The sequence below is a fragment of the Phaeobacter sp. JH20_02 genome (assembly GCF_048056915.1).
Taxonomy (GTDB): Bacteria; Pseudomonadota; Alphaproteobacteria; order Rhodobacterales; family Rhodobacteraceae; genus Phaeobacter; species Phaeobacter bryozoorum.
The window spans coordinates 216,371-229,476 of the sequence record NZ_JAYMVP010000017.1 but is presented as its reverse complement, the minus strand read 5'-3'; the positions used below and the strand labels follow the sequence as shown (position 1 = coordinate 229,476).

The window sequence follows — 13,106 nt, the reverse complement described above, 5'->3', positions numbered from 1 at the left end:
AAGCGCTGCGGCGTGCTTCCTTTTGCTGGTTCCATTGTGCGATCTGTTTGTTTTGGGGCGATATATGCTGCGACGAAGGATCCTGGGTCTCTTGATAAGTATGTGCCACTGTTCAATCTCTCAAATAATTATCTCTACGCGCTGACTTGCCGCCTCTGGTTGTACTTTTGCATGGCAGCATCCGCAGGCGCGTCGGTAAGGGGACCAAGACCAAAATAAGCCAATAATACTGAAAATTTCTCTAATCGGGCACTCCGCAGGCAGAATGCAGCAGTTTGCCGGAACAGGTTCGGCGCTCCTCACCCGCAGGATATCTGCAATCAACCGCAGATAAAGATCGGCAATACCGCTGGGAGCAGCCCGGGGGCATTCACGGGCGACAGCGTCACCCGGTCAAGCGGCCTCCAGGCCAATGCGCAAAGCCTCAAGCAGGCTGCTGGCCTCTCCCTCACTCAGGATCAGCGGCGGCGAAAGAATGACATTTGCGCCCGAAACCCGAACCAGGGCACCGGCCTCATAGCAGGCCTCCTGGACGGCCAAGGCCCTGCGCCCGTCAAGTGGCGCTCGTGTCTGGCGATCACTCACCAGTTCAATGGCCGTCATCAACCCATGCCCGCCACGCACATCCCCGACAATCTCGTAACGCTCCTTCAGCGCCAGACAGCCCTCGTAGAGCTGGGTGCCGCGGGCAGCGGCGGTCTCCGTCACCTTCAGCCGCTGCATTTCCGCCAGGCAGGCCAGCGCTGCGGCGGCGCCGACCGGATGGCCGGAATAGGTGTAGCCGTGGCCGATCTTGGCGTCCGGGTTATCCTCGAACACCTCGATCATCCGATCCCCCAGCATAACCGCGCCAAAGGGGAAGAACCCGTTGGTGATGGCCTTCGCGGTGCACATCATGTCGGGCTGAATGCCCCAGAGCCGGGCGCCGGACCAGGCGCCGGTGCGGCCATAGGCGGTGATCACCTCATCGGTGATCAGCAGGATACCATGGCGATTGCAGATCTCCTGAACCATCGGGGCAAATGACTTATGGGGCGGGATGACGCCTCCGGCGCCCAGAATGGGCTCCATGATCATCGCAGCGATCGTATTGGCCCCCTGAAACGCGATTTCATCTTCCAAAGCCGCGACGCAGAGCTGGGCAAGACGCTCGGGGTCGCTCTCATTGAATGGGTTGCGATATGTATAGGGCGCGGGGATATGAAAACAGCCCGGCAGCAATGGTTCATAGGCCGTACGGAAATTGGCGTTTCCGTTGACCGAGGCCCCGCCGATATGGGTGCCGTGATAGCCTTTCTTGAGGCTGAGGAACTTGGTGCGGCCCGCATCGCCGCGCAGTTTGTGATATTGCCGTGCCAGCCGCAGCGCAGTCTCGACGGAATCGGAACCGCCGGAGGTGAAAAAGGCCCGGCTCAGCCCGTCAGGGGCAAAGAACCGGCTCAGCTCATAGGACAGCTCGATCGCCGCATCGTTGGAGGTGCCGCGAAAGGTCGAATAATAGGGCAGCTTATCCAGTTGCGCGGCCATGGCGTCCTTTACCGGCTGGCAGGAATAGCCCAGGTTCACATTCCACAGACCGCCCACCCCATCAATGACCCGATGACCGTCGATATCCGTGATCGACACGCCTTCGGCCTCGGTGATGATCTTCGGGGGCTGGTTGATGCTGTCCTGCGGCGAGGTCATCGGATGCCACATCAGCCGACCGTTCTGTTCCTTGAGAAAGTTAGAATCTTTCATGATGCGATATCCGATACATGTATGTGTGACGGGGACGGTTCTAGCGCGGTTGCCCAGGCAGCCTGCACCGCTGCGGGAACCGCGCCGCCCCAATTGCGGGTGATCTCGCGGCTGGCGGATGTGAGTTCTGTCTTGATCAGCCGCTGCTGTTGCGGTGTGACCCGTGCGGCCACGCTGGCCACCGATACCGCTCCGACAAACAGCCCGGTCTGATCGTAGAGGGGCGCCGACAGGCTATGGATCTCCGCTTCGAAACTCCGGTCTGAGCAGGCAAATCCGCTGGTGCGTGCCGCCGCGACCAATTCGTGCAGCGCCTCAGCTGTTGTTGCGGTATGGGGTGTGAACCGATCCAGCCGGGCGAGGGCAGAGGTCATCAGGGCCTCCGGGCCAAAGGCCAGCGCGCATAGCCCCGACGCCGTCGCATGAAGCGGGAAGGTCGTGATGTCGATAATCGCCCGCGTGCCGTGCCGGGGGGATTCGCAGGACGCCAGCGCGTAGAGCGTCGTTCCCGAGAGCACTGACACATGCGCGGTCTCGCCGGTGACCTCGGCCAGCTGCGACAGCGCCAGCTGAGCGCCCATCTCACGGGGGACGGTGGCCTCCCGCACCTGCGCCAGCTGCAGGATAGCAGGCCCCAGGCGATAGTGTTTTGTCACTGGATTCTGTTCGACAAATCCAGCGGTTTCAAGGGCCTGGAGGTGGCGGTAGGTGGTCGCCTTGTCCCGTCCCGCGATCCGGCACAGCTGCGAAAGGCCGATCTCAGGCCGGTCGGTAGAGAAGTGCGACAAGAGCGCCAGCGTTTTGGTTGCAGAGGACATGCCTTCGGTCACCCTTCAAGCGAATTCAGAAAAAATTTGACACATGATGTTTAGCAAGGCAACCTTTTTTACGTAACGTCGGTTCGATATATGAACCGATGACAGGGAGGGAAACATGTCAAAGTTCAAGATTTCTGCCACTGCGCTTACCTTGGCCATGATGGCTGCTGCCGGTGCGGCATATGCCGAATACCCGGAGAAACCCGTTGAATTTGTGGTGCCATGGCCGCCCGGCGACCTGGAGGACGTCCTGACCCGTATGATCGCGGAGGATTTCTCGGCCGCCTATGATGTGCCCACTGCGGTTGTGAACAAACCCGGTGGTGGCGGCGGCCCGTTTCCCGGTGCGGTCGAGGTCGCCACTGCGCCTGCTGACGGCTATACCGTCGGATCCTTCATCATCGCCATTCCCGTGGTCGGCCCGCAGATCGGCATCCCGGAGCTGAGCCCGGATCCATTTGTACCGCTGGGCAATTTCCTGACCTACCCGTTCGTAATCGCTGCCGGGGCGAATGCGCCCTATGATGATATGGCCGGGCTGGCGGCCCATGCGGCGGAAAACGATGTGGTGCTTGGCCATTTTGGCGCTCCTCTGGTGCCGACGCAGGTCACATTGGGCCTGGCCAAGGAGATGGGGTTCTCCTACGCCTCCGACGCTGCCTTTGACGCCCTGGACTGCAACACGCTGGCCTCCGGGGATGTGGATGTGATCAACACCACGCTTCAGCTGATCCTGCCATGCCTAGACAGTGTAAAGGTGCTTGCCTCCATCGGCGCCGAGCGGATCCCGCTGACACCAGATGCGCCCACCGTCGCAGAGCTGGCGCCAGACCTGAATGTCTCGCTGTGGAACGGGCTCTTTGTGCACAAGGACACGCCACAGGATGTGCGCGATAAGATCATCGCTGTCGCGGAGCAGACGGTGATGTCGGAGCGCGCCCAGGCGCTGGCCGCAGAAACCGGTGCGGCGGTCTATTGGCAGCCCGCCGCTGAGGTGGCCACTCAGATCAAGGCCGATATCGAGACCATGGCCCGGATCGACGGTATGTTGAGCAACTAACGGATCTCGCAGGCTCGGCGGCGTCGATCGCCGGGCCTGCGCAGCTCTAGCAAGGGGGCGACCAATGTCGCGGGTCAAAACGCTTCAAGCCTTGTTCAAACGCTACCGAAGACCGGGGGATATCGTCTTTGCCTGGATTGTACTGGTCGGCGCTCTCCTGCTCCTGTCGCAAATCTTCGAGCAGACCGTCTGGCGTAAAGGCAGCGCGCTTTTTGCTCAGCCTCGGTTCTGGCCGGTGGTGTCTCTTGGTGGCATGGCGGCTTTTGCCGCATTTCACCTGCTTGGCTCGGCGCTGTCCGAACGGATCGAAGGACGCTGGCAGGAGGTCCTGCTCTGGATCGCCTCGCTGGAATATGCAGGGTGGTTCATCGCCTATGCAGCCGCGGTTCCCTATGCGGGCTACCTGCCGGCCACGGTGATATGCGCGGTCGCTCTGGCGCTGAGGGTGGGCTACCGGCGCCCCGCAACACTGGCGGTCGCGGCGCTTTCGGCGCTGCTGATCGTGGTGCTGTTCAAGACCTTGCTGAAGGTGAATCTGCCCGCAGGCCTCGCCTATGACTCCTTGCCCGACGGGCTACGCCAAATCATGCTGACTTATTTCTGATCGGGGCAACCAATGGAAAATCTCCTCGCCGGGGCCGAGATGCTGGCCCGCTGGGATGTGATCGTCGCGCTGTTGATCGGGTCAATCGGCGGCGTGATCATCGGGGCCATTCCGGGCGTCGGACCCGCAGTGGCGATCGCCATCTTGCTGCCGGCGACCTTTGCCTTCGAGCCTATCGTGGGATTGACGATGCTATTGGGGATCTACGGATCCTCGATGTATGGCGGGGCCATCCCTGCGGTCCTGATCAATACGCCGGGCACGGCGGTGAATGCGCTCACATCATATGACGGCTATCCGATGACGAAACAGGGGCAGGCCCATAGGGCGCTGTCGCTGGCCTATAGCGCGTCGTTCTGGGGTGGGATATTCGGCATCCTCTGCCTGATCCTGCTGTCACCGGTCCTGGCTCTCGTGGCTCCGATGTTCGGCTCCAGAGAGATCTTTCTTGCTGCACTTCTGGGGATCATCCTGGTCATCCTTGCCCACCGGGGCCAGATCTTTGCCGCCGGCGTTCTGGCGATGTTCGGCATCTTTCTGCAGACCGTCGGCCTCGATGCGGTGACCTACACCCAGCGCTATACCTTCGGCCTCACCTTTCTCAGCTCCGGCGTGAACCTGATTGTTGTCGTGCTCGGCCTCTTTGCGCTGAGCCAGGCGTTTTTCCTGCTGACCGCCCCCGACAGCCAGCCGGATGCAAAGCCGGTATTAGGGCGGATGGGGGCCGGCATCAGGGAGCTGATGCAGCACAAGCGGGTAGCAACCGTCGCCTCCGCCTGTGGCGTGATCCTGGGCATGATCCCCGGCACCGGCGAGTTCACCGCCCAATTCATGAGCTACACCTACGCCCAGAAAACCTCCAAGACGCCGGAGCTGTTTGGCAAGGGATCCCCCGAAGGTCTGATCGCCTCGGAGGCTGCCAATAACGCGGTTCCGGCTGCGGCGATGATCCCGCTTCTCGCGCTCGGCATCCCGGGTGAAGCGCTGACGGCAATGATGCTGTCGGTGTTCTATGTTCATAACGTCATCCCCGGCCCACAGCTGTTTCAGAACAATATCGACCTGGTCTATGGTCTCTATCTGGCGCTGATCCTGCTCAATGTGATCGTGCTCGCCTTCCTAATGGTCTCCACCAATCTGCTGACCCGGATCATTCGCATCCCAACCCGGTTTCTGGGGGTGATGATCCTTTTGCTGTCCTTTGTCGGCGTCTATTCGCTGCGAAATTCCCTGACGGACTGCATGATTTCGGCAGGGTTCGGGGTGCTTGGCCTGATCCTGAAACGTCTGAACCTGCCGATTGTCCCGATCATCCTGGGCATGGTTCTGGGCGGCATCATGGAGGTGAAGCTGCGTTCGGCCCTGCCGCGCCTCAAGACGCCGCTGGATATGATCGACCGCCCGATTTCCTTTCTCCTCTTCATTCTGATCCTGATCGTTCTGGCCCTGCACCTGCGCGCGCTGATGCGTGAATGGCAGGCGCATCAGCCCGACGAAGACCACGATCTGCACGACAGCCAAACAAGGTAGCCCCATGGACCAAAGCAAGATCGACGCCCTTCGGTCACAACCGGTGCAGCCGGTTTCACATCTCATTGACGGTCGGCAGGTTGCGGCCTCTGATGGGGCGACGCTGGATGTGCTGTCGCCGATCGACGGGTGTGTGCTGACCCGGATCGCGCGGGGAACTGCGGCGGATATGGAGGCGGCCATCGCCTCCGCCCGCGCCGCCTTCGAGGATCGCCGCTGGGCCGGGCAGCCGCCCGCCGCCCGCAAGAAGGTTCTGATGAAATGGGCCGAGCTGATCGAGGCGCACGCGCTCGAACTCGCCGTTCTGGGCGTGCGCGACAATGGCACCGAAATCAATATGGCGCTCAAGGCCGAACCGGGATCAGCCGCCGCCACGATCCGCTACTACGCCGAGGCACTGGACAAGCTCTATGGCGAAATCGCGCCCACGGCGGGTGATGTGCTGGGCCTGATCCACAAGGATCCCGTCGGTGTGGTCGGCGCGATCATTCCGTGGAATTTTCCGCTGATGATCGGGGCTTGGAAACTGGGCCCGGCGCTTGCGATGGGAAATTCCGTGGTGCTGAAACCCGCTGAAACCGCCTCTCTCTCGCTGATGCGGGTGGCGGAACTGGCGCTTGAGGCGGGCCTGCCACCCGGCGTCCTGAACGTGATCACCGGCGAAGGCGCGGTGGTCGGCGAAACCCTCGGCCTTTCGATGGACGTCGACGTTCTGGTGTTCACCGGATCGGGGCAGACCGGGCGTCGGTTGCTGGATTATTCCGCCCGTTCAAACATGAAACGTGTCTATCTGGAGCTCGGCGGCAAATCTCCCAATATCGTCTTCGCCGATGCGCCGGATCTGGCAGAGGCCGCGAAGGTGACCGCCGCAGGTATCTTCCGCAACTCGGGTCAGGTCTGCGTCGCAGGCTCTCGCCTGCTGGTCGAGGCCTCGATCCACGACAGATTTGTGCAGGAGGTCGTGCGGGCAGCGGAGGCGATGCAGGTCGGCGACCCGCTTCGGCTGGAGACCCAGATCGGGGCGATCAATTCCGAAGCACAGCTGAAGCAGAACCTGACCTTTGTCGCCACCGCCCAGCAGGAAGGCGGGCAGATCGTCACCGGCGGGCAGCGTATTTTGTCGGAAACCGGCGGCTATTACATGGCGCCGACCATCGTCACTGATGTCACGCCAGCGGCGACATTGGCACAGCAGGAGGTGTTTGGCCCAGTGCTTGCCGTGACCCCCTTCAAGACCGAGGACGACGCCGTGCGGATCGCCAATTCCACGGTCTACGGTCTCGCCGGTGCGGTGTGGACATCCGGGCTCAGCCGCGCCCATCGCATGGTGCAGCGTGTCCGAACCGGGGTGATGCATGTCAACACCTATGGCGGCGCGGATGGCACCGTCCCGCTTGGCGGGGTCGGGCAGTCCGGGAACGGGTCTGACAAATCGCTTCATGCCATAGACAAATACATCAACCTGAAAACCGCATGGATCAAACTCTGAAAGGTGGGGCAATGACCGAGAAAACCATTCTGGTGGTTGGCACCTATGACACCAAGGACGATGAGCTTGGTTTTCTGGCGAGTGTGATCGGCGATCAGGGGGGCAGGGTCCTGACCATGGATGTCTCGGTTCTGGCCGACCCATCGACGCCGACCGACTATTCCAAACACGACGTCGCCGAGGCCGGTGGCAGCTCGATCCGGGCGGCCATCGACAGCGGGGATGAAAACACCGCCATGCAGATCATGGCGCATGGTGCCAGCTTGCTGACGGCGCGGCTGCACCGGATGGCGGCTTTTGACGGGGTGATCGTCCTTGGCGGCACGATGGGCACCGATCTGGCGCTTGATGTCTGTTCGGCCTTGCCGCTTGGGGTGCCGAAATACATTGTCTCAACCGTTTCCTTCTCGCCGCTGATCCCTGCCGAAAGACTGGCTGCCGACACCCAGATGATCCTCTGGGCTGGTGGGCTTTACGGGCTGAATTCCGTCTGCAAGGCCTCGCTCAGCCAGGCCGCAGGCGCCGTTCTGGGCGCCGCGAGGGCCGCGCAGATTCCGGACCCGGATAAACCGCTGATCGGTATCATGTCCCTTGGCACATCGGCGCTGAAATACGTCATTCCGCTGAAACCGGCACTTGAGGCACGTGGGTTTGAGGTTGCGGTCTTTCACGCCACCGGCATGGGAGGGCGCGCCTTTGAGAGCCTCGCAGCGCAGGGCGCCTTTGCCTGCGTGTTTGACTTCTGCACCCAGGAGCTTGGCAACCATATCCACGGATCGTCGATTTCCGCCGGTGCGGATCGCCTTACCAATGCCGGCGCCAGGGGGACGCCGCAGATTGTCGCCCCCGGCTGCTATGATCTGGTTGATGTGGTCGGCTGGCAGCCAATCGCCGAGAAATGGTCGGACCATCCGAAACACGCGCACAACCGGCTGCTGACCTCGATTGTCCTCAACACCGAGGAACGGCGCCAGGTCGCCCGCGCCCATTCGAAACAGCTGGCTGACGCCGACGGTCCTGTGGCGATGATCCTGCCGGAGCGTGGACTCGGCGAATGGGACCGCGAAGGCGCCGACCTGCACGACAGCGCGGGGCTGGCGGCGTTTCTGGCGGAGCTTGAGGCGACATTGCCCGCGCATGTCTCCGTGCACCGCCTCGACAGCCATATCAACGACCGTGCCTTCGCTGATAAGGCACTGGAGATTTTCGACCGCTGGTGCGCCGACGGCATTGTTTCGCCGTAACGCCTGCCGCCCGGATCCTGCGCTTGACTCGCCGTGTGCTTTTTACTTAACTTGATAAGCAATAAGTCGCCAAGGTGCCCTGATGCCCCATTTCCAGATCGAATATTCCGCCAATCTAGAGGACGTGCTGGACATCTCTGCACTGTGCGAGGCGATCCGCGCAGAGGCGGCCGCGATCGACACCTTTCCCATTGCAGGGATCCGGGTGCGGGCGCTGCGCGTCGATCATGTGGCAATTGCCGATGGCAACCCGGACCATGGTTTCATCGACCTGTCCATCCGCCTGCGGGAGGGGCGCAGCGACACCGTAAAGCAAGACGCAACCGCCCGTATCTTTGCCGTGCTGCGCAACTTCGTGGCCCCGGCGATGGATCGCCATTCCATCGCCCTGTCAGCAGAGATGCGCGACATCAACGCAGCGCTTTCACCGAAATTCGGAAATATCCGTGATCATCTGGAGGACCCGGCATGAGCCAGCTCGACAGCCATATCCGCAAATTGGACAGCTATCTGGAGCGGTTCCGTGCCTCCGGGATCCAGAACCGGATTGCCGGCGCCGATGTGGCCGGCGGAGCAGGGGTGTTTCAGACCATCTCGCCGGTGGACAAAAGCGTGATCTGCGATGTTGCCCAGGGCTCAGCCGCAGATATCGACGCCGCCGCCCGCGCGGCGCAGCAGGCCTTTGCAGATTGGCGCGACCTGTCGGCCTCTGAACGAAGGAAGATCCTCATTCGGATCGCCGAAGGCATCGAAGCCCGCGCCGAAGAAATCGCGCTCTGTGAATGCTGGGATACTGGCCAGGCCTATAAATTCATGTCCAAAGCGGCGCTGCGCGGAGCCGAGAATTTCCGGTATTTTGCCGATCAGGTTGTGCAGGCGCGCGATGGCCAGCATCTCAAATCCCCAACCCTGATGAATGTGACCACCCGTGTGCCCATCGGCCCGGTTGGGGTGATCACGCCGTGGAACACACCCTTCATGCTCTCGACCTGGAAAATTGCGCCGGCGCTAGCGGCGGGATGTACCGTCGTTCACAAACCCGCCGAAGCCTCACCGCTGACCGCGCGGCTGCTGGTCGAGATCGCCGAGGAGGCCGGACTGCCACCGGGTGTGCTGAACACTGTCAACGGGTTCGGCGATGAGGTGGGCAAGGCGCTGTGCGAACACCCGGCGATCCGGGCCATCGCCTTTGTCGGGGAATCGCGCACCGGCAGCCTGATCGTCAAACAGGGCGCCGATACGCTGAAGCGCAACCATCTTGAGCTGGGCGGCAAGAACCCCGTCATCGTGTTTGAGGATGCCGATCTTGAGCGCGCGCTCGATGCGGTGATCTTCATGATCTATTCGATCAATGGCGAACGCTGCACCTCCTCCTCCCGGCTTCTGGTCCAGGACAGCATCCGCGCCGACTTCGAAACCCGGCTGATCGAGCGCATCAACAATATCAGGGTTGGCCACCCCCTGGATCCCGCGACCGAGATCGGCCCGCTTGTCAGCGAGGAGCATTTCAACAAGGTCACCAGCTATTTCGGCATTGCCAAAGACGACGGCGCGACGATTGCCGCCGGCGGCGAGGTGCTGGGCAACGAGGGGTATTTCGTCCGCCCGACGCTGTTCACCGGTGCCCGCAACGATATGCGGATCGCGCAGGAGGAGATCTTTGGCCCGGTGCTGACCTCAATCCCCTTTGCGACCGAGGAGGAGGCGCTGGCGCTGGCCAATGACACCGCCTATGGGCTCACCGGTTATCTCTGGACCAACGATCTGACGCGGGCGCTGCGCTTCACCGACAAGCTGGAAGCGGGCATGATCTGGGTGAACTCGGAGAATGTGCGCCATCTGCCCACGCCCTTTGGTGGCGTCAAGGCCTCCGGCATCGGTCGCGACGGCGGCGACTGGTCGTTTGAGTTCTACATGGAGCAAAAACACATCGGCTTTGCCACCGGCTCCCATAAGATCACCAAGCTAGGAGCGCTCTGATGCCTGTTCCCGCCCCAAATCTCTATCCCGATTTCAACACGATCCGGCTCAGCCACGTTTGCCTGAACGTCAAGGATCTGGCCGCCTCCAAGCGTTTCTACACCGAGATCCTCGGTCTTCAGGTCAGCGACGAGGACACACAGCGCGTCTACCTGCGCGCGATGGAGGAGCGCGGTCACCACTGCGTGATCCTGCAACAATCAGATCAGCCGGGCACGGTTGAGGTGATGGGGTTCAAGACCTTTGACGAGGAGGATCTGGACCGCGCCGACGCCTATTTCCGCAAGAAGGGACGGCCAACAGAATGGGTGCAGCGCCCGTATCAGGGGCGTACGCTGCTGACCTCGGACAATATGGGGATCCCGCTGGAGTTCTACCACAAGATGGACCGGCTGGCGCCGATCCACCAGCAATACGCGCTCTATCGCGGTGTGAAACCTTTGCGGATCGACCACTTCAACTGCTTCAGCCATGACGTCGATGCCTCGGTCGCCTTCTATAGCGATTTCGGCTTTCGGGTGACGGAATATACCGAAGACGAAGACAGCAAGAAACTCTGGGCGGCCTGGTTGCATCGCAAAGGTGGCGTGCATGACATGGCCTTCACCAATGGCACCGGCCCGCGTATGCACCATGTGGCCTTCTGGGTGCCGAACCCGCTCAATATCATCGACCTGCTCGATCTGATGGCGACCACCGGCTATGTGACCAATATCGAACGCGGCCCCGGTCGACATGGCATTTCTAACGCCTTCTTCCTCTATATCCTCGATCCCGATGGCCACCGGATCGAAATCTACTGTTCCGATTATCAGACCGTCGATCCCGACCTTGAACCGATCAAATGGGATCTGAAGGATCCGCAGCGCCAGACGCTCTGGGGGGCGCCGGCCCCGGAAAGCTGGTTCAAACACGGCAGCCGTTTTGTCGGCGTCACGCCGAGGGAGTCGGCGTTACAAGCCAGCCCGATCATCGCGCCATGAAGTTTGCAAGTTACAGCGCAGCCGGGCAGGCTTTCTACGGGGCCGCAACCGATGACGGGATGATCGCGCTTAGCCCGGACTTCCCGCAATGGCCGACCCTGCTGGATGTGGTGCGCGCGGGCGGGCTGGATCAGCTGATGGTCGCGGCCGAGGGCAGATCCGTCACCCACACAGATGTGCAGTACGACATGGTGCTGCCCAATGCGCGGCGGATCCTCTGTGTCGGCGTCAACTTCCCGGATCGCAATGCCGAATACAAAGACGGCAGCGAGCAGCCGAAATACATGTCGCTGTTCCCCCGCTTTGCCAGTGGCTTCACTGGCCACAATCGCCCGCTCATCCGCCCCCCCGAAAGCCATATGCTCGATTATGAGGGCGAGGTGGCGATTGTCATCGGCAAAGGCGGGCGGCGCATCGCACAGACCGACGCCTATGACCATATCGCCGCGCTCACCATCTGCAACGAAGGCACCATCCGCGACTGGGTGCGCCACGCGAAATTCAACGTCACCCAGGGCAAGAACTGGGACAACTCCGGTGCCATCGGCCCCTGGCTGGTGCCGTTCCGGGATCCGGCGCAGCTGGATGACGCGCGCATCATCACCCGAGTGAACGGAGAGGTCAGGCAGGACGATGTCCTGTCGCGCATGATGCACCCGATCCGGCGGGAGATCGAATATATCTCCACCTTCATGACGCTTGAGCCGGGCGATATTATCGTGACCGGAACCCCCACCGGGTCCGGCGCACGGCTGGATCCGCCGCAGTTCCTGAAACCCGGCGATGTGGTTGAGGTCGAGGTTTCCGGCATCGGCACGCTGCGCAACACGATCGAGGACGAAGCCCCATGACACCGCAGGATCACGCGAGGGCCGCAGAGGATCTCCTGCGGGCGGAGGCAACGGGACAGCAGATCGGCCTGCTCAGCAGACGCTATCCGCAGATGGATATGGACGATGCCTATGCGATCCAGAAGGCGGTCTGCGAAGCCAAGCTGGCGCAGGGGCACAACGTCGTCGGCTGGAAAATCGGCCTCACCTCCAAGGCGATGCAATACGCGCTGAACATCGACATACCCGACAGCGGTATCCTGTTTGACGACATGGTGTTTTCACATGGCACGACAGTTCCCGCCGGTCGTTTCATCCAGCCGCGGATCGAGGCGGAGATCGCCTTTGTCATGAAACAAGCCCTCAGTGGCGGCGATATTACCCGGGCTGCGGTGCTTGCCGCCACCGACTATGTGGCACCCGCGCTCGAGATCCTCGACACGCGCATCGCGCGCCAGGACAGGGAAACCGGCCAAAGCCGCAACGTATTCGACACCATCAGCGACAATGCGGCTAACGCAGGTGTCGTACTGGGACCGCAGAGCCACGCGGTCGACGCCTTTGATCTGCGCTGGGTCGGGGCAATCACCTCGCGCAATGGCGAGGTTGAGGAAACGGGGCTTGGCGCAGGCGTGCTTGATGATCCGGTCGAAAGCGTGGTCTGGCTGGCCCGCCGCATGGCGCAATATGGCCAGCGCATCGAACCCGGTCAGATCATCCTTTCCGGCAGCTTTATCCGCCCCGTCGAATGCCCCTCCGGCACTGCGATCAGGGCTGATTTCGGCCCCTTCGGCGCGGTGGAGATCACCTTCGCCTGAGACAACTTCA

12 protein-coding genes are annotated in these 13,106 nt (G+C 61.7%); 10 read left to right on the top strand and 2 right to left on the bottom strand.

Annotated features, from left to right (window positions below; translation table 11 throughout):
- Positions 1–393 precede the first annotated feature (393 nt).
- The gene (locus tag VWY34_RS05280) at positions 394–1,740 is read right to left on the bottom strand and encodes an aminotransferase class III-fold pyridoxal phosphate-dependent enzyme (protein WP_340546364.1); all 1,347 of its coding nucleotides are present in this window, start codon (positions 1,738–1,740) and stop codon (positions 394–396) included.
- Positions 1,737–2,558, bottom strand: coding sequence for an IclR family transcriptional regulator (locus VWY34_RS05275; protein WP_340546365.1), 822 nt, complete (start codon positions 2,556–2,558; stop codon positions 1,737–1,739). Before VWY34_RS05275 ends, VWY34_RS05280 begins: the two co-directional genes overlap by 4 nt.
- 115 nt (positions 2,559–2,673) lie before the next feature.
- Between VWY34_RS05275 and VWY34_RS05270 the strand changes: the two genes are divergently transcribed.
- From VWY34_RS05270 to hpaH, 10 genes are all read left to right on the top strand, one after another.
- The gene (locus VWY34_RS05270) at positions 2,674–3,618 is read left to right on the top strand and encodes a tripartite tricarboxylate transporter substrate binding protein (protein ID WP_416534256.1); all 945 of its coding nucleotides are present in this window, start codon (positions 2,674–2,676) and stop codon (positions 3,616–3,618) included.
- A gap of 64 nt (positions 3,619–3,682) precedes the next feature.
- Positions 3,683–4,222, top strand: a complete 540-nt coding sequence (locus VWY34_RS05265) for a tripartite tricarboxylate transporter TctB family protein (protein WP_416545824.1) — start codon at positions 3,683–3,685, stop codon at positions 4,220–4,222.
- A gap of 12 nt (positions 4,223–4,234) precedes the next feature.
- Positions 4,235–5,752: a tripartite tricarboxylate transporter permease gene (locus tag VWY34_RS05260; protein ID WP_416545826.1), complete on the top strand. Its 1,518-nt coding sequence runs from the start codon at positions 4,235–4,237 to the stop codon at positions 5,750–5,752.
- Between the two features lie 4 nt (positions 5,753–5,756).
- Positions 5,757–7,241 carry an aldehyde dehydrogenase gene (locus VWY34_RS05255; protein WP_416534259.1) on the top strand — a complete coding sequence of 495 codons (1,485 nt, stop codon included), beginning with the start codon at positions 5,757–5,759 and terminating at the stop codon, positions 7,239–7,241.
- 11 nt (positions 7,242–7,252) lie between these two features.
- Positions 7,253–8,485 carry a Tm-1-like ATP-binding domain-containing protein gene (locus VWY34_RS05250; protein ID WP_416545828.1) on the top strand — a complete coding sequence of 411 codons (1,233 nt, stop codon included), beginning with the start codon at positions 7,253–7,255 and terminating at the stop codon, positions 8,483–8,485.
- An 82-nt stretch (positions 8,486–8,567) separates the two neighbouring features.
- A complete protein-coding gene (locus tag VWY34_RS05245; RefSeq protein ID WP_416534261.1) occupies positions 8,568–8,957 on the top strand; it encodes a 5-carboxymethyl-2-hydroxymuconate isomerase in 390 nt (129 codons plus the stop codon).
- The gene (gene hpaE / locus VWY34_RS05240) at positions 8,954–10,465 is read left to right on the top strand and encodes a 5-carboxymethyl-2-hydroxymuconate semialdehyde dehydrogenase (protein WP_416545830.1); all 1,512 of its coding nucleotides are present in this window, start codon (positions 8,954–8,956) and stop codon (positions 10,463–10,465) included. The genes VWY34_RS05245 and hpaE overlap by 4 nt, the downstream gene beginning before the upstream one ends.
- Positions 10,465–11,448 (top strand): 3,4-dihydroxyphenylacetate 2,3-dioxygenase, encoded by a 984-nt coding sequence (gene hpaD, locus VWY34_RS05235; protein ID WP_416549062.1) that lies wholly within the window; start codon positions 10,465–10,467, stop codon positions 11,446–11,448. The genes hpaE and hpaD overlap by 1 nt, the downstream gene beginning before the upstream one ends.
- The gene (locus VWY34_RS05230) at positions 11,445–12,299 is read left to right on the top strand and encodes a fumarylacetoacetate hydrolase family protein (protein WP_416545835.1); all 855 of its coding nucleotides are present in this window, start codon (positions 11,445–11,447) and stop codon (positions 12,297–12,299) included. The genes hpaD and VWY34_RS05230 overlap by 4 nt, the downstream gene beginning before the upstream one ends.
- Complete coding sequence (hpaH, locus tag VWY34_RS05225) at positions 12,296–13,096, top strand: 2-oxo-hept-4-ene-1,7-dioate hydratase (RefSeq protein WP_416545837.1); 801 nt, start codon at positions 12,296–12,298, stop codon at positions 13,094–13,096. Before VWY34_RS05230 ends, hpaH begins: the two co-directional genes overlap by 4 nt.
- The last annotated feature ends 10 nt before the right edge of the window (positions 13,097–13,106 follow it).